General features: G+C 48.7%; 16 protein-coding genes and 1 pseudogene. 5 read left to right on the top strand and 12 right to left on the bottom strand.

Features of this window, described 5'->3' with window-relative positions; translation table 11 throughout:
* The first annotated feature begins 335 nt into the window (after nucleotides 1–335).
* The gene (locus MiSe_RS32555) at nucleotides 336–578 is read left to right on the top strand and encodes a hypothetical protein (protein WP_226587930.1); all 243 of its coding nucleotides are present in this window, start codon (nucleotides 336–338) and stop codon (nucleotides 576–578) included.
* Nucleotides 579–809: 231 nt separating this feature from the next.
* Here MiSe_RS32555 and MiSe_RS32550 read toward each other — a convergent pair whose 3' ends face one another.
* The gene (locus MiSe_RS32550; RefSeq protein ID WP_226587928.1) at nucleotides 810–1,136 is read right to left on the bottom strand and encodes a hypothetical protein; all 327 of its coding nucleotides are present in this window, start codon (nucleotides 1,134–1,136) and stop codon (nucleotides 810–812) included.
* A gap of 159 nt (nucleotides 1,137–1,295) precedes the next feature.
* Here MiSe_RS32550 and MiSe_RS32545 point away from each other — a divergent pair, with 159 nt between their 5' ends.
* Together MiSe_RS32545 and MiSe_RS32540 are read left to right on the top strand one after the other, a co-directional pair.
* Entirely contained in the window at nucleotides 1,296–1,808 is a 513-nt protein-coding gene (locus MiSe_RS32545) for a hypothetical protein (RefSeq protein ID WP_226587926.1), read from the top strand.
* Nucleotides 1,809–2,033: 225 nt separating this feature from the next.
* Complete coding sequence (locus MiSe_RS32540; protein ID WP_226587924.1) at nucleotides 2,034–2,636, top strand: type IV toxin-antitoxin system AbiEi family antitoxin domain-containing protein; 603 nt, start codon at nucleotides 2,034–2,036, stop codon at nucleotides 2,634–2,636.
* Nucleotides 2,637–2,702: 66 nt separating this feature from the next.
* On the opposite strand, the gene MiSe_RS32535 is transcribed toward MiSe_RS32540, so the two are convergent.
* The 10 genes and pseudogenes from MiSe_RS32535 to MiSe_RS32485 form a co-directional block, all read right to left on the bottom strand.
* The gene (locus tag MiSe_RS32535) at nucleotides 2,703–2,978 is read right to left on the bottom strand and encodes a hypothetical protein (RefSeq protein ID WP_226587922.1); all 276 of its coding nucleotides are present in this window, start codon (nucleotides 2,976–2,978) and stop codon (nucleotides 2,703–2,705) included.
* Nucleotides 2,979–3,105: 127 nt separating this feature from the next.
* Nucleotides 3,106–3,363, bottom strand: coding sequence for a hypothetical protein (locus MiSe_RS32530; protein WP_226587920.1), 258 nt, complete (start codon nucleotides 3,361–3,363; stop codon nucleotides 3,106–3,108).
* Between the two features lie 466 nt (nucleotides 3,364–3,829).
* A complete protein-coding gene (locus MiSe_RS32525; RefSeq protein ID WP_226587918.1) occupies nucleotides 3,830–4,726 on the bottom strand; it encodes a hypothetical protein in 897 nt (298 codons plus the stop codon).
* Nucleotides 4,727–4,856: 130 nt separating this feature from the next.
* Nucleotides 4,857–5,135: a hypothetical protein gene (locus MiSe_RS32520; protein WP_226587917.1), complete on the bottom strand. Its 279-nt coding sequence runs from the start codon at nucleotides 5,133–5,135 to the stop codon at nucleotides 4,857–4,859.
* Nucleotides 5,136–5,688: 553 nt separating this feature from the next.
* Entirely contained in the window at nucleotides 5,689–6,162 is a 474-nt protein-coding gene (locus tag MiSe_RS32515) for a hypothetical protein (protein WP_226587915.1), read from the bottom strand.
* A gap of 6 nt (nucleotides 6,163–6,168) precedes the next feature.
* Nucleotides 6,169–8,835, bottom strand: a complete 2,667-nt coding sequence (locus MiSe_RS32510; protein ID WP_226587913.1) for a DEAD/DEAH box helicase — start codon at nucleotides 8,833–8,835, stop codon at nucleotides 6,169–6,171.
* A 209-nt stretch (nucleotides 8,836–9,044) separates the two neighbouring features.
* A complete protein-coding gene (gene psb34, locus MiSe_RS32505; protein WP_226587911.1) occupies nucleotides 9,045–9,224 on the bottom strand; it encodes a photosystem II assembly protein Psb34 in 180 nt (59 codons plus the stop codon).
* An 87-nt stretch (nucleotides 9,225–9,311) separates the two neighbouring features.
* On the bottom strand, nucleotides 9,312–11,309 hold the full coding sequence (gene thiO, locus MiSe_RS52255; RefSeq protein WP_444980582.1) for a glycine oxidase ThiO: 1,998 nt from the start codon (nucleotides 11,307–11,309) through the stop codon (nucleotides 9,312–9,314).
* A gap of 37 nt (nucleotides 11,310–11,346) precedes the next feature.
* On the bottom strand, nucleotides 11,347–11,592 hold the full coding sequence (locus MiSe_RS32490; RefSeq protein ID WP_226587908.1) for a hypothetical protein: 246 nt from the start codon (nucleotides 11,590–11,592) through the stop codon (nucleotides 11,347–11,349).
* A gap of 122 nt (nucleotides 11,593–11,714) precedes the next feature.
* Nucleotides 11,715–12,057, bottom strand: a pseudogene (locus MiSe_RS32485) (2Fe-2S iron-sulfur cluster-binding protein).
* A gap of 283 nt (nucleotides 12,058–12,340) precedes the next feature.
* Here MiSe_RS32485 and cimA point away from each other — a divergent pair.
* Both cimA and MiSe_RS32475 read left to right on the top strand, forming a co-directional pair.
* Nucleotides 12,341–13,993, top strand: coding sequence for a citramalate synthase (gene cimA / locus MiSe_RS32480; protein ID WP_226587932.1), 1,653 nt, complete (start codon nucleotides 12,341–12,343; stop codon nucleotides 13,991–13,993).
* A 254-nt stretch (nucleotides 13,994–14,247) separates the two neighbouring features.
* Nucleotides 14,248–14,466, top strand: a complete 219-nt coding sequence (locus tag MiSe_RS32475; protein ID WP_226587906.1) for a DUF4327 family protein — start codon at nucleotides 14,248–14,250, stop codon at nucleotides 14,464–14,466.
* Nucleotides 14,467–14,808: 342 nt separating this feature from the next.
* Here MiSe_RS32475 and MiSe_RS32470 read toward each other — a convergent pair whose 3' ends face one another.
* Nucleotides 14,809–16,074, bottom strand: a complete 1,266-nt coding sequence (locus MiSe_RS32470) for a protein kinase domain-containing protein (RefSeq protein WP_444980581.1) — start codon at nucleotides 16,072–16,074, stop codon at nucleotides 14,809–14,811.
* Nucleotides 16,075–16,088: the final 14 nt, after the last annotated feature.

The raw sequence follows: 16,088 nt of genomic DNA, 5'->3' as shown, positions 1-16,088 counted from the left end.
GATGGGTTTGCCGTTCTAGGGTACTAGGCTCACCATCTTGCTTATAAAGTTGTCAGGGTTTAGATTTCTCTGTTCCCAGCCAGTCTTCCCTAAGTGTTGCTACTTATTTCAACTGAACGAATCGCACTCAAAGTTTGTCATGATCGATGTGCCCTCCTATTGGGCTAATCACTAGGAGCGGAAGTCGTCGCCGTAACGTGTTGGAAGCACAATGCGGCGGCGCGTCTTTTTTTTGATTATATTACAGTGTCTCCAGAGATGTTGTAAAGAATCTTTTCCTTACAAAGAGTGTTTATGGATCCATAATACAGTAAAGTATCTGTGTAAAAACTAGAATGCAGCTTCCAGAAGAAAATATTCGGATCAACATCACTCTCTCGCGATATAACTACAACCGTTTAAAGTTGTGGTCTAAAATCCACGGTCGTAGCCCAGCTGCCTTTGCTGCACAGATCGTGGCAGCGAGAATTGAAGCTAATTTTGCTCTGCTCAATGAGCAGGCGGCTGATTATGCTAAATGGCAAAAACAGACTTTAGAAGAAATTATTGGCGAAGACTCAGGGGGAGAAGAATTATGATGCGTCAGCCTGGGTAAAGTCGTTGGACTCCTTCTCCAGGCACGAGCGAGCGAGTTTGAGCAGAAAATAATGGCGGCTGGGAACTTAATACTGTTCCCGTTGCTGTTGGTTATGGCTATTCCTCATTATTGATGATGGGAAGCAACTGGCGATCGCTAGCCGATGAGGCTAAAACAATCGCCAGCACTGCGGCTACAAAGTCGCTACCAAGTTGTACCCAAGACCGATCAGTTAGTGCGACAAGCGCGGGATTCGTTTGGTGACAATACTCATGACTTCGCCTGGATTGGGAGCAGGCATAAGAAAACTCCACTCGCTCACCTGAGCAAACTGGAGCCTGTATAGCCAACGGATGGTGTAATTAACCCCGTAATGTGAGCCAAAAACCATTACCCTCACGACTTCATAGCCATCAGAGGGAACTGGCAGGTTGCTCGTACCAGGAATCACCTTAGGCAAAGTGTCGCCTTCTCCAGGCACGAGCGAGCGAGTTTGTGCGTAAACCAATTGCGGCAGGGAAATTAGTACTGTTCCCCATCCTGTGTCAAAATTTGTCATGATAATTGAGCCTCCTAGCGTGTTTAGGGGGTAGTCGTCGTGTAGGGGATGGATCAGATCCTCTATACGGCGCGATTTGCTTGTACGCTTCATAATAGCAGGACAACTCAGACTTGTCTAGTAATTACTGGAAGAAGATAAATTAACGCTTAACCGGAAATGGCAGAAAAAGACAAAGACCTTTATCTTGTAAGCGATCTGCGAGAACGCTACGGACTAAGCAGCAGGCAATCAGTATATGACCGGATGAAGGCTTTGAATATTGAACCCGTGGTGCGGGGAAAAATATCGGCTGAGCAACTGAAGCAGATGGATAAGTTAGACGAACACCTAAAAAAAGGCGGGACTTTATCTAACTTTGGAATCGAGACTTCCCAGAATCAAAGCGACGCATCGCTGATTGTTGCGGAATTGACTAAATTGGTGGAAGCGATCGCACCTACTCCTAATCCCCCAGAACCACTGCAAGGACTGGAGGAACTAGAGAAAGCTGCTGAGAAAGGGTGGTTGTTAACAACAGAACAGGTAAAGCAACTGATTGGAGTGAAGCCGACGGTTAGGGGGAGCGATCGCACATTCACCCGTGGCAGCTTTTCATTTGTAAAAAGCGGCAAAAAAATTGGATCGCAAACTGCTTGGAAGGTAGTTAAGGTTAGTTCTCTTGGAAGTTAGTGTTTAATATGATGTCCGTTGAATTGCCCATAATAAAACAACCTCACCCAGTCGTTGCGTAGGGACACGGCATCATCGATATCTCGGATAAACAGATAACTTTGATCGTGCCGTGTCCCGGCTTCTGATTAGGGGTAATCGACCCGAAATGATATGATTGCCTTTTTGTGTCAAAATGTCGGTCTAAAATTATAATTACCGACATTTTGACACAAAATGCACCAGATGAGCCAATCGAAAACAGGGCAAGTACTGGCTCTAGCACGCCAAGTGGGTGTCCTCCGACCAAGAGACGTGGAGGCACACGGAATTCATCGGGAGTACCTGCGGCGTCTAGAAAACCAAGGACTGCTTTTCCGCTCCGGACGTGGACTGTACACCCTCTCTAATAGCGATTTGACAGAAAACTACAGTCTGGTTGCTGCTGGCAAACGTGTGCCAAAAGGTATTGTTTGTCTGCTGTCGGCACTCCGCTTTCATAGACTGACCACTCAAGCACCTTTTGAGATCTGGCTAGCTATTGACAGCAAAGCTCGCCCTCCGAAAGAAGAGAGCCTGCCCCTGCGGATTGTATATATGTCAGGAAATGCTCTTACTGCTGGTGTCGAAGAACATCTAGTTTCTGGAGTTACGGTGCGGGTGTTCAACATCGCCAAGACGGTGGCAGACTGCTTCAAATACCGCAACAAAATTGGTTTGGACGTAGCGCTGGAAGCTTTGCGCGAGAGCTGGCGCTCTCGTTGCTGCACAATGGATTCTCTTTGGCACTACGCCAAGATTTGTCGGGTTGCCAACGTCATGCGTCCCTACCTGGAGTCGCTGACATGAACCCACACATCGCTAATGGTTGGGGAATGGTAATAATTGCGTGTCCATCAACCACAATTCCCGAAATCACTTGACTACACGCTCCATAATTCCACCACCAAAAGATGCAGCGACGTTGTACCCGATTTTGATTCCAAACAGTCGAGCATGGGGATGTTTGTTGAGCAAGTAATCGGCAGCGCGTAAGCCATTTTCATCAACTTTGTATTCACCTGTCTCAATGTCAATGATCGCCATCTTGCCAATATTTTCTTCAATCTCCACTTCTTGGCGGATTCTGCTTTCGTATAGTTGCTTTGCAAGTCGAGCAACTTCTTCACGGCTTAAAAGAATTGCTTGCATACTTTACCCCTAATCGCTATGTTATAGAGTTTCCATAATAGCAGAGCGATCGCTATTCAACGATCTCATCGTACCGCTCTGGATCGTCTTCTCGATGCTGCCTCATTACTCCCTTCCCGGTAGAAGATTATGTACTTCTTCCTTCTTCTTCCTTCGCGTTCTTCGCGTCTTCGCGGTTCATTAAATACAAATTCTTCGGGTGGGAAGGGAGTAATGTCAGAATATCTTGTAACGAGGTTCCGTCTAGCCAAACATGGCGTTCCTGGGTGTAGTCTCCTTGACCAGAGCTGAAGTGCTGAATAAAGCGAATTGTATCAACGATACCTAAAGCATCAACTAATGCTTGATACCCTTGTCGGACAATTTCTTGTTGAGTTTTAGTCATCATTATTGTCCTTGACTACTGACAAATTTGATCTTAGCGATCGCTATAATTGCTTTCACGTTCTTAAAGAGCGATCGCACATTCACCCGTGGCAGCTTTTCATTTGTAAAAAGCGGCAAGATTGGATCGCAAACTGCTTAGAAGATAGTGAAAGTTAGTTGTGAGGGCAAGTAGCGATCAAACCAGAACTTTGGAGCGATCACCCACAAGATCAATCAAAAAAGACCGCCGCAGGATTGGGGCGTGTCTATGTCTTTAATGTCATTGATAACTAATATCATGTCCGTTGAATTGCCCATAATAAAAAAACCTCACAGAGTCGTTGCGTAGGGACACGGCATCTGACGATATCTCGGACAAACAGATAACTTTAATCCTGCCGTGTCCCGGCTGATGATTGTGGGTAATCCTGGTGATGCACCCATTTATATTATGGGTAATAAGCCTGCCATCATATAACCTAGCATTAACTTCCCTTACTTTCCTTCCAATCTTCCAACGCACCGATGACGAAACTCGCAGCGGGATGGTTAAGGACTTGCTCAAAGGCAGAGATTCCGCCAGCTTTCAAAGCACTGAGGATTCGATCTGCTAGCGTCGGATTGCTATCAATTTGCAAAATTGCTTCGGTAGCGATCGCCATCTTCCCCGCAGTAGTATTAGTTGGGTAAGACTTCTCCAGTTGTTCGAGTAATTGTTGAATCTGGGCAGCAGCTTCGGTTAAGTTCTGTTGTTCTGCTTCGTTAATCACTCCGGCGACTTTCGCACCCGCCTCAATCTTGCCGCCGTTCATGTGACCAATACCAAAGTTACTACTCTGATTTATTGTATCACCGCTACGAGTATCATTTTTGGGATTGGGAGTCATAGTTTTGTTCTCCGTTGGTATTTGAGTTAACTGAATTCCTCTGGCTTCATATATTACGCCGCCGACTTTAACATTGTCTCCTAGCCTACAACCCTCCATGTGACCGATGCCGGTATAGTTGTTAGTAACATGAGTTGGATGCTTGTCATCGGATAAAAGGCGATGCAATATCCTTACATATTCCGCGAAATCCTTGTTCTTGCTGAAATGGACAATCTTCAGATACTTAACTTGTGAAACAAAATCGGCAGGAATGTGAAATTTGTATTGCTCCGAACGGTCAGATTTCACCGACTTGTCAAAAATAGGCAATAGGGTTTCTCCAATTCCACCAACTCCACAAGCAAGTGCATCTGTTTTTCCCCAATGGTGGTCGTTTTCACCAAGCAGGTAAACAACAACTCTCGAATGAGATCCTTGCAAGAAGTTGTGAGTCCAACTTCTTGTCCAGATGTTTAACTCGCCGGATTCGCTGAGGCTGGCGCTCGTTTCCATGAAAACACCAGGCTTTATTTCGTCTTTCGCAGACGTGGTAATCTGATAGCCCATAGTGGGTATATTTTTCCTTGCTAAAAGCTGAGGTCGTTATATCAGTTTTAGCTTACTCGCCCAACTTGTTGCCACCTCATTCTTCTTTCGGCGCTCCATACATATAATATTCAAAATTGGTTGCTAGATCGCGAGGAATCTTTGCCCATTCCGATTCAGGAATTTCTGCGCCAATTTCTGCTATCTTTTCCCAAAATGGTTGAGCTGTTGATGGCTCGGCATTTTCCTCTTTGGCTGCTGCATCAATCAAGCTTTGATCTTGGTCGATCGTTGTTCTGGCAGCTTCGATATGAGCAAGATCCTGCTGCAAACTTTCTTCTTCTGCTTGTAATATCATGTTCGGTCGATTACTCATAATTAGAAGCCGGGACACGGCACGATCAAAGTTATCTGTTTGTCCGAGATATCTCTGATGCCGTGTCCCTACGCAACGACTCTGTGAGGTTTTTTTATTAGGGGCAATTCAACGATATAATTCGCGATCGCTCACAAACCGATTTTCGGCTTTTGCCCTTGCGATCGCTGCTAAGATCGAAGTCTGCATAGAAGGCGCATCCAGATTGGTCTTGCGATCAATTTTATCTTGGCGATCGCACCCACCGCCAATCCCCCAGAACCGCTAGTGCAGCAGACGGTGAGGGGGAGCGATCGCGCATTCATCCACGGCTGCTTCTCCTTTGTAAAAAGCGGGAAGATTGGAGCGCAAACAGCTTGGAGGGTAATCAAAGTCAGTTCTCTTGGAAGTTATACCAAATCCGGATTGATTACCCCCTTTATTTTATAGACCGCGCAGGCGGTCTTTGTTTGTGTAGCCGCGAATGCGAGTCGTTCGGCATCAAGGGGGTGATGGAAGCGGATTTGGTATTAGCGCTCAACCGGATTCAAAAAGTTAGTTTCAACGTAAACGTTCAAGCCACCGCCTCGTATTTTAAACTACCTCCAGCTATGGCAGCATAAAGACCTGAGTCAATCAGCCATTGTTGAGATTCATCTGTTTGATCGGGAAGTTTCTCTGAATAAATTATTCTTGATAACCAAGTTCCAAAAATTATTTCTAGGCTCTCAACACTTATGTTTCGATCGGCAGGTATTCCAGCTTTTTCAAGATAAGGCCCAACGATAGGGCGCGCATCAATAACATAATTTGGTTTGCTTTGATCGTTTCCCCCATCGCTGTCAATCCACAGATAAAACCGATCGGGAAAAACCATGAGGAAATAAGGAGCGGTTGGAAAAATGCCGTGGGCAAGAATATTACGTCGAAATTCTACCGCCCATTCCACAGAAGCATTAAGTTTACTCTTGAGTTGAACGACAAGCACTCTTTTACCGTCTCGGTTGTAAACTTCTAAATCCCAGCGAGTATCTGATTGATATGACATCACCATTTAACCCACCATCTCATTAACCGGGAACCGATCCATAATCTGGATTGCCCTAATCGCATTTCGCTTTAGCCCATCTGACAAATGGGGAACGTGAGGCAATTGAGATAGGATATCCAATGTGCGACGCAACATCCGCACCAAATCCCCTTCATCTAAATTAGTATTGCTGCAAACTTGTTGCCATTCTGCCCCTAACGCCCATTGTTCGATTAAACCAACTAATTCATCTTCCAGCCAAACTGGTAAAGCAACGTTGCGCCGTCTCTGCATTTGGAATAGCTGGCGGCGCACTCCCCGCAAGCGATCTAATGCTTCTTCGACTTGGGGGGAGGGGTAGCAGACGCCAGCATCAGGGCGGGGGGTTTCGGTGACTAAAGCAGCACAAGCAGCGGCGAGGTGATGGGGGTCGAGATCGTCCAATTCTCCCGATGTTAAAGCCAAACCCAGCCATAATTCATTATCGCCGCGAATCGCTGCGGCAGCTTCTCCTCTGGCGGTAGGCGTTAAGCCATCCAAGCAACTAAACCCTTGTAATATTTCAATTAGGTTGACAAATTCTTCCCAATGTAGTTGGGATTGTCGATGCAGTTTTTGCTGACGATCTTGCAGTTCTTCTTGCAACCTCACCAGGCGGTGGTAACGTTTGATCAGCGTGGCGGGGTTGCCCCATTGGTGGATCGGATGATTGGCTAGTTGCGCTTCTACTGCTGCTAACCGCTGTCTTTGGGCATAAACTTCGGGTGGTTCTTCCGTTGCGGGTGGGTTGGGTATTTGGTATGCGATCGCTTTTGTTCCTTCCGTACCTCCACGGGAACTCCCCAACTTGAGTTGCATTTCGGGAGGTGGCGGTTCCATATTGTCTACAGCGGCGATGCGGGGCAATTCCGCGTGCAAACCTACCACATCGCTTGTCGCAATGACGTACCAGCGGTTATTCTGTCCCAGGCAAAGCAAATAGGGACTTTGTCCCGATCCCGGTATTTTATTCACCAATACGGCTGGAATTGGCTCAGAAACGGTTACGTGCTTGCCTTTGAGGCTGAGGATCGTTCCGGGGATCGCAAAGTTCACAGCCAATGCCAAATCGCTGCTAGAAATAGCAGCAGCGTGCTGTTGCAGGGTTTTTAAGATTTTCTGTTCGTTTTTGCTGCGTTCGTACAGTTTTTCGTATTGTACCAATGCTTCCGGGTCGATCCCTTCAATTTGGGATTGGATATTAGCCACTTCGGCGGATAAGTCTGCGATCGCTTGTTGTTGCGGTCGCAGATACAATGTCGCCAAATACTGACCAAAGCTGCGTTCTACCAGTTCCTTCGCTTCTTCCAAGCTATGAGTTTGCAGCAAGTTCAGCACCATGCCATAACTCGGCGTAAACTGACTCACGAGGGGATCGGGTCGTGATGTCGCCAAATAAGCCGCATCCTTCGCGCCTTCAAACGGCGTTTGCAGCGTCACTACATAACCGAGTTCGTCCATTCCCCGACGCCCTGCGCGCCCCGCCATTTGCAGGAATTCAGAAGGAGTCAGCAGGCGGTGTCCCCGGTCCGTACGTTTAGATAAAGTAGAAATTACCGTCGTCCGGGCGGGCATGTTAATTCCCGCCGCCAGAGTTTCCGTCGCAAATACGACTTTAATTAAACCTTCTTGGAACAATTCTTCCACCAAACCCTTCCACGCGGGTAAAATTCCGGCGTGGTGGGCAGCAATTCCCCGATACAGCGGTTCGACTTGTCCGACTCTCGCCGCTTCCGGGTAACGATTTAAATAATCATCGATCCGTATTTTTAACTGTTGCGCTTCCGCTGGACTAACCAAAGACATGTTACTCACTTCAGACACGGCTTGGTCGCAACCCCGACGGCTGAAGATAAAATAAATTGCCGGTAGCATGTCCCGTTCCCGCAATTGATTCAAAATAAAGGGTAAAGTCGGGCCCTCCGGTCGGTTTCCAGGGGATGGTTTAATTTGTCCGCCTTTCGGTTTGAGGCGCTGGTTGATTTTGGTTTTGTTCTCGTTGAGCAGGGGGAATATCCCTTTCGGATTGCCAAAGTAAAATTCTAAGGGAATGGGGCGATATTCCGAGTAAATTAATTCTGTTGGCCCGTGAACTTGGTCGATCCAGTCGGTTAGCTGCTGGCTATTGGCGACTGTTGCTGATAAGGCTACGAGTTGAATTTCGTGGGGACAATAAATAATAGATTCTTCCCAAACCGTCCCCCGCTGGCGGTCGTTCATATAGTGGCATTCATCCAGAACCACCGCTTGGACGCCGACTAAAGACGTGCCGACTTCCCCGATCGGCGTGCCGTACAGCATGTTGCGGAAAATTTCCGTCGTCATCACCAGGATGGGCGCATCCCGGTTAATTGATACATCCCCCGTCAGTAAACCTACCTCATCCGCGCCAAATTGGTTGCTAAAGTCGCGCCACTTTTGATTAGACAGGGCTTTCAGGGGTGTGGTATAAAATACACGTCCGCCTTGATGCAGCGCCCGGTAAATTGCGTATTCCCCGATCAGGGTTTTTCCCGACCCCGTGGGGGCGCAAACAACAACGGAACGACCCCCATTGAGAGCTGCGATCGCTTGGTGCTGAAATTCATCTAGCTCAAATGGGAACAGCGATCTGGGGTCAATTTCTTCAAAGGTAAGGGAACGGTTACGCACGAAGATTCCAACTTATTTAGTTGCCGACTGGATTTACCGCAATCTCAAAAAATACGGATATTGATCCCATTGTGGCATCCCCAGCCGCAATCTAGAATAATCCGCCAGCCATTCTAATGGCTTTTTACCCATTCCCCATCATATAAAACCAGGTATCTGCGATATCGATACCTGGTCGCGATCAAATTTTCCCTAGTGAAGTTCGGCGATTAACTCGCGTTGGAAACAGCGTAAGCTACGAATACCAACAAACCAACGAGCAAAGCGCCTGCAACGCCCATAATTGCATAATTGCGCTTTTGTTCCTGCGTGGGCGCATCCGCTGTGTAAACTTTTGGTTCAATTGCAAAATTATTCAGCCGACCGCCGTCTTCTGTGGTATAAGGCATGAACGAATTCCTCTGGCTTTTTATTATTAATAACTGTAACAAAAACCGAGTATAAATACTCTCCTGATTTTGTGACAATTTGTTACATTACGATGTAGAGCCAGTAATTGTGCCAGTGAGGGGAGAACTAGCGCTAGCCTTGGACTTGACAGGTATGCGTCCGGCTAGATAAGCTAAACGTCCTGCTTCTGCGGCGAGATTCATCGCTCTTGCCATGGCGGGGGGATGTTTAGCTTGAGCGATCGCAGTATTAATCAAAAGCGCATCTGCACCTAATTCCATTGCCTGTGCCGCCTCGCTGGGCGTTCCGATCCCGGCATCCACCACGACGGGAATTCCAGCATTTTCAATAATAATTTCCAAATTCGCGACGGTTTTCAATCCCTGACCCGAACCAATCGGCGATCCCAAAGGCATCACCGTGGCGCATCCGACTTCTTCCAAGCGTTTAGCCAACATCGGATCGGCATTAATATAAGGCAAAACTGCAAAGCCTTCCTTAACTAGCTGTTCTGCTGCTGCCAAAGTGCCGATGGGGTCGGGGAGCAAATATTTCCCATCTGGGATCACTTCTAACTTGACAAAATTATTGTCTTCTTGCCCTAATAATTTCGCCATTTCTCGTCCCAGACGCGCCACCCGAATTGCTTCGTCAGCGGTTTTGCAGCCAGCGGTATTGGGTAACATCCAAATTTTCTTCCAATCTAGAGCTTCTGCCAACCCTTCATGTCCGGGGGCGTTGCTTTGTACCCTTCTTACTGCTACCGTAACAATCTGACAACCGCTGGCAGCGATACTTTGCTGCATTTCTTCTATGTTGCGATATTTACCAGTTCCCGTCATCAAACGGGAGTTAAAAGTTTTGCCAGCAATAGTTAAAGGGCGATCGCTAAGGATATCTATGGTTCGATCTAATACTTGCATTGGTTCGGTAGCAGAGGTCGTAGATATTTTAGCCCCAGGATAAACGGCTAGTTTGCCGTTAGGGGAATCGGAAGGTTTATAGAAACGGGAATAGTGGAAATTATCCAGCAGCGGGTCGGATTTTTGCTGCAAAATATAGTCTGCTAGCAGCTTGGCGGTTATGGGGGCGAGTAGAATACCGTTGCGGTAGTGACCCGTAGCAAAGGTTAAATTTTGCATTGGACTCGCTCCCAGAATCGGCATTTCATCTGGTGTCGCGGGTCGAAATCCCCACCAGAATTCGGCGATGGGAAAATCTTTTAAAGCCGGATAGAGGCGGATGGCGTTAGCGAGTAATGCTTGAATCCCAGCGGGGGTATTTTGGGGGGTAAATCCAACATCCTCGCTGGTAGCGCCGATGATAATTTGACCATCCCGACGCGGCACGATATAGGTTTGTTCGCCAAACAGAACTCGTCGCAGGGGTGGGTGAATTTCTGGAGGTACTCGCACCGATAGCATTTGCCCTTTTTTGGGATAGACGGGTAGGGGCCATAATTCATTTGACCAAGCACCCGCCGCGAGGACATATTGGGAGGCAGAGAATTTGCCTGCTGAGGTTTGAACAGCGCGAGCAACTCCTTGGTGCTGCTCAATGCCTTCAACCGTCACCCCTTCCATAATATTGACACCCAGCGCTTCTGCTGCTGCCCGCAACGTCCGTGCTAAGGCGCGACTATCAACTTGGGCATCTTCTGGGAACCACCACCCGCCGATGACATCTGCACCCAGTCCGCTTTGGCATTGATGAATTGCTTCAAAATCCAACCATATCCCCGATCTGGCAGATGAATTTCTCACCTGCTCACCTGCTCTGGAGCTTCCCTGCTTGTAAACTGGGGCAAGTATACCGCAAGGCCAATACCCGGATGATAACCCTGTCAATTCTTCAAGTTTGCGCGTCCATTCTGGGTATAGGGCGCGGGAAGTCAAGGCTAAATCCAGCATAGGACCTGCTGGTAAACCTTCTGCTTCGGGAGCCAACATTCCCGCCGCCGCCATTGTTGCTGCTGGCTGGGAATCTCGGCTAATAACGGTGACGGTAGAGCCTAAGAGCCGCAGTTCTACAGCTAGCGAGAGTCCAATAATACCGCCACCAACGATCAGGATGTCACTTTCTATCTTCATTCGCGCACGCTTACGTGCTATTACCGCCTTTTTACCAAAGTGCTGGAACGCTCCTGTCTGCCGCTGGGCGTGAGGCAGGGGAGGGAGTTGCGGGGCGATTTGCTGCTGTATCCTTATCCAAGGGTTCGGGTGTGGGAGTGGCGGTAGCTGTTGGGCTAACGGGACTGGGGGTTTGGTTAGCCGTATTGACTCCCCCATTCGTTTGGAAGTCCACCACTGCTCGGATCAGGATAATGATACCGATAGCAATCAGAATATTGGCAACTAACCTACTCATAGGCTTATTCGCTCCTCTTTGAACGCTTTTATGGTTTTTTTCAATTGTCCGAATTTTATCCGATCAAGCGTAAGAGGTGGATAGGGATTGGCAGCGATGCCAAACTCGCCACTGTTTCTAGTTTATCCTTCCGGTGTCCACAAGGGTTGGTCGCCCTGACCCCAAAAAAAATCCGTCAAATTTTGTGACGCGAACATCCCCCAATACCTTGGTTTGACAGGCTAAGCGGCGATTTTTGTTTGGGTTGTGCAAAGGGAGGCTGCGCCGCGCTTTATCCTTCCAGTTCGCTGGCGATACTTCCGCTTCCAGTTCTACAGCACAAGTGCCGCAACTGCCGATCCCGCGACAGTTGATCGATTTCGCCTGTCCGTTGTACAAATCAATCTTGTTTTGCAGCAAGACTTGACGCAGATTTGCGCCGACTTCCCACGTCACTGTCTTTCCTTGAGCCGTTACCTTGGGCATAGCAACCTGAGATTTTTTGCTCGCTTGTTTGCTTATTTTATATTTCTTTACAATTGGTTGCTTACCCCGTTCTGAAATAAGGATGAAAAATCGAGGGCAAACCCCCTAGGAGGGGTAGGATAAGAATTACACCTGACTCGGGGGCGAGAGCGATCCCTTGTAGTTGGTAGAAACGAAGAGTCCTCAAATTCTTGCTTGTCGCTTTCATCACCCACAAACGCGCCATATGCCAAAGGCAGGCAGCGCGAAACCACTCTCTCGCTATCCCTATTCCTATCTCCCTATGACCACTGAAGCATCTAACCGGATTTGGATCTACGACACTACCCTACGAGACGGTGCCCAACGGGAAGGCATCTCGCTGTCGATCGAAGATAAATTGCGAATTGCCAGACAGCTAGACGCTTTGGGAATTCCCTTTATCGAAGGCGGATGGCCGGGAGCAAATCCGAAGGATGTGCAATTTTTCTGGAAACTGCAAGAACAACCCCTGGCTCAAGCAGAAGTCGTAGCTTTCTGCTCGACGCGACGACCCCATGTCAAAGCAGCGGAGGATTCGCTGATACAAGCGCTGCTGGCAGCAGGAACGCGCTGGGTGACGATTTTCGGAAAATCCTGGGATTTGCACGTTACAGAGGGGCTGAAGACCAGCCTGGATGAAAATTTGGCAATGATAGCAGATACGATCGAGTACCTTCGCAGTCAGGGACGGCGGGCGATCTACGACGCCGAACACTGGTTTGACGGGTACAAGCAGAATCCGGATTATGCATTAAAGACACTGCAAGCAGCGCTGCGTGCCGGTGCGGAATGGCTGGTTCTCTGCGATACCAACGGCGGCACTTTACCCCAGGAAATCGCTCAAATTGTCCGCGCAGTCGCCAAAGCATTAGAAAGAGAAGCAATTGGTCAATCTCAAATTCAGTTGGGGATTCACACCCATAACGACGCGGATACGGCAGTTGCTAATGCGATCGCTGCTGTAATGGAAGGTGCGAACATGGTTCAAGGCACGATCAACGGCTACGGCGAACGGTGCGGCAATGCCAATCTTTGTTCCTTGATCCCCAATTTGCAACTCAAGTTAGGATACTGCTGCATCGGGGAAGAGCAGATGGTGAATTTAACCCAAATCAGCCGTTGCGTCAGTGAAGTGGTAAACCTTGCACCCAACGATAGCGCGCCGTTTGTCGGACTTTCTGCCTTTGCTCACAAGGGGGGTATTCACGTTTCAGCCGTTGAGCGCAATCCTCTGACTTACGAACACATTCAGCCAGAAACAGTGGGAAATACCCGCCGCATCGTGATTTCCGAGCAAGCGGGACTGAGCAACATTTTGGTAAAAGCTCGCAGTTTTGGCATCGACTTGGATAAGCAAAACCCAGCTTGTCGCCAAATTTTAGAACGGCTCAAAGTATTGGAAAATCAAGGATATCAATTTGAAGGGGCGGAGGCGAGTTTTGAGTTGCTGATGCGCGAGGCATTGGGAGGAAGGCAGCAATTCTTTACACTTAAGGGTTTCCAAGTCCACTGCGATATTGTTCCTTGTAAGGGGGAATCGGACTCGGTTCCTTATGCCCTGGCAACGATTAAAGTATCTGTCAACGGCAAAGATATTCTAGAAGCCGCTGAAGGCAATGGCCCGGTGGCGGCACTGGATGCCGCATTACGCAAAGCCTTGATCAAATTTTATCCCGTTATTGCCGAGTTCGAGTTAACCGATTATAAGGTGCGGATTCTCGATGGCAATACGGGCACATCTGCAAAAACCCGCGTTTTGATCGAATCGAGCAACGGCGATCAACGCTGGACGACAGTAGGTGTTTCGACCAATATTTTGGAAGCTTCCTATCAGGCAGTGGTGGAAGGGTTAGAGTACGGTTTGATGCTGCATTCTGCCGCTTTAGCGCCGCTGAATGCTGCCCGGTTGCCCTAAGTCGGGGGAGCAACCTCTGACTTCTGTAAAGGATTTGTCAAATTGTGCAGGTTCTCGTTGTATAATTAAATATGTATTGCTTTTGGCGCTCGCAGCAAACAAAAAAATGTTTTGCTGTAAGAACCTGTGCTATGCTGGAAAAGTAAAGGTTCGCTTTCCTACAGCACCTCACTCTACGCACAGGTAATCCATAAAAAAGCGGAAAGCCTTGTTAGTTAAATATTTGCAAAATTAATCCAATCAACATGGAGTGTATGGCTCAGCAAGTAATTCACCCGATGGTGAAGTTGCAACGTCAGGTGGGCTCGCTTGTAACGTCTAATCTGCTCAAGCCCACCGACAGTATCTGGAAAATCGCCCTGCTTTACGGCGAAGAATGGTCTTACTGGAAAAAAGAATTGCTGGACTTTGGCTTCACAATGCAAGATCCGGTAAGCGAACTGCTAGCAGTAGAAGCCTGGGAAGATGAATAGTGATAGCGGTTTGCAGCCGTATGAGGTATAGCGGGAATGCGCTAGCGGCAGCATTAATAGTGCGCGCTTGACCAACCTTGGCCTTTTGGCTTGCCAACACTTCGCTGGCAATCCGCTGTAATTGTCCAGCGATCAGTGGTATTCGCTGGTGCAACTGACGTGCCAAAACTGGATTTGACAGATAAATCAACAACGCAAATGCTATAGCGGTTTGCAGCCTGATGAGGTACGGCGAAAGTCTGTCAAGCGTGCAGCATTAATGCTGCACGCACACCAAGAGCAACCTAAATAGCTATAATGCCTCCCTTGGGTGCGCTTTGCGCCCCGTCAGGCTGAGATGGCTTAGAGGCAATCGGCTAAGGCGATCGCTAGTTCCATTGCGGTTTGGTAGCGCTCGCTCGGATGCGGCTGAGTGACCCGCAAGATCGCTGCCCGCAACTGGGGGGCGATCGTGGGGACGTTTTCCAGATCGAATCGATAACCCCGTCCCTGGGCGCGATAAAACTTGTGGGGGCCCTCACCCGTGAGCAGAAAAATTAGGGTTGGCCCAATCGCGTAAAGATCGGATTGGGTTACCGGCTGTCCCCGGTCTTGTTCCGGGGCGCTGTAGCCTTCTGCGCCGATGCGAGTCCCCAAAGGCGTGCCGATTTCTTTAACCGCCCCAAAGTCCAGCACCACGATGTGATTGTCTCGCGTCCTCACCATCAAGTTCGCGGGTTTAATATCGCGGTGGATGAGCGGGGGATCTTGCCGGTGGATGTATTCCAGCACCTCGCAGGTTTGGATCATCCAGGCGATGGCTTGGTGAGGCGGCACCGGGCCTAAGTTGAGAACGCGCTTTTCCAAATCCTGACCGTGGACTAACTCCATTGCCAGGTATTTCTTACCGCCTTCGACAAAAAAATCATAGAACTGAGGAATCCCCGGATGGTGAAGCGACTTAAGCGTCCGCGCTTCTCGTTCAAACAGTTCTTGGGCTTTGGCAATTTCAGCCATGTCAGCATTCATTTCCTTTAGTACCAGCAACTTCCCCGCACCGGGACTGGAAATAAAGGCACTACCAGGGACTGGTTGGTTACCCTGTTTCCAAGCGAGATAGGTGGTGCCCATTCCTCCCTGTCCTAAGCTCCGCAATACTTGATATTGACGGATTTTACGGTCAACCTTGAGGGGTTGACCGCAGTGGATGCAAAACAAGTTGTCGGGGGAATTGCCCGCGTGTGTGCAACTCGGTGGGATAGTACGGGATAGGAAACCAGAACTGAACTGAAGCGACTGGATTTGAATCTTGAGTCGCGGGCCTCCTTGGGCTAATTGCAGCAGGGAACCATCTGTCACCCAAGCTTGAGACACCAAGACGCCATCGACAAAAGTGCCGTTGGTGCCTTGATTAACCAGACGCCAAGCCGAGGAAAGCAAGCGTCCTGATTTCGAGGTGGCGTTGTCGATGCGCCGCAGTTCCAGATGATGGCGGGAAACTCGATTATCGTTGAGAACCACGTCATTATCTGGGGATCGCCCAATGCGAATCACACCAGAGCGCTCGAAGCGCCACTGTTGTAGTTCGCCATCTGGGTTTTGGGGATGTAAGAGGGTCAGCGTGACCACATCAGAAAATCCCA

Source organism: Microseira wollei NIES-4236 (assembly GCF_020521235.1).
GTDB lineage: Bacteria > Cyanobacteriota > Cyanobacteriia > Cyanobacteriales > Aerosakkonemataceae > Microseira > Microseira wollei.
Note: the sequence above shows the minus strand (reverse complement) of the source record. Positions and strands in the feature narration are given on the sequence as shown.

What these genes read in the sequence shown, in the direction of transcription:
- psb34 (WP_226587911.1), bottom strand. Translation starts at nt 9,224, where the DNA reads ATGCCTTATACCACAGAAGACGGCGGTCGGCTGAATAATTTTGCAATT.
- MiSe_RS32545 (WP_226587926.1), top strand. Translation starts at nt 1,296, where the DNA reads ATGGCAGAAAAAGACAAAGACCTTTATCTTGTAAGCGATCTGCGAGAA.
- MiSe_RS32535 (WP_226587922.1), bottom strand. Translation starts at nt 2,978, where the DNA reads ATGCAAGCAATTCTTTTAAGCCGTGAAGAAGTTGCTCGACTTGCAAAG.
- MiSe_RS32520 (WP_226587917.1), bottom strand. Translation starts at nt 5,135, where the DNA reads ATGAGTAATCGACCGAACATGATATTACAAGCAGAAGAAGAAAGTTTG.
- MiSe_RS32555 (WP_226587930.1), top strand. Translation starts at nt 336, where the DNA reads ATGCAGCTTCCAGAAGAAAATATTCGGATCAACATCACTCTCTCGCGA.
- MiSe_RS32475 (WP_226587906.1), top strand. Translation starts at nt 14,248, where the DNA reads ATGGCTCAGCAAGTAATTCACCCGATGGTGAAGTTGCAACGTCAGGTG.
- MiSe_RS32550 (WP_226587928.1), bottom strand. Translation starts at nt 1,136, where the DNA reads ATGACAAATTTTGACACAGGATGGGGAACAGTACTAATTTCCCTGCCG.
- MiSe_RS32525 (WP_226587918.1), bottom strand. Translation starts at nt 4,726, where the DNA reads ATGGAAACGAGCGCCAGCCTCAGCGAATCCGGCGAGTTAAACATCTGG.
- cimA (WP_226587932.1), top strand. Translation starts at nt 12,341, where the DNA reads ATGACCACTGAAGCATCTAACCGGATTTGGATCTACGACACTACCCTA.
- MiSe_RS32530 (WP_226587920.1), bottom strand. Translation starts at nt 3,363, where the DNA reads ATGACTAAAACTCAACAAGAAATTGTCCGACAAGGGTATCAAGCATTA.
- MiSe_RS32515 (WP_226587915.1), bottom strand. Translation starts at nt 6,162, where the DNA reads ATGTCATATCAATCAGATACTCGCTGGGATTTAGAAGTTTACAACCGA.
- MiSe_RS32490 (WP_226587908.1), bottom strand. Translation starts at nt 11,592, where the DNA reads ATGAGTAGGTTAGTTGCCAATATTCTGATTGCTATCGGTATCATTATC.
- MiSe_RS32540 (WP_226587924.1), top strand. Translation starts at nt 2,034, where the DNA reads ATGAGCCAATCGAAAACAGGGCAAGTACTGGCTCTAGCACGCCAAGTG.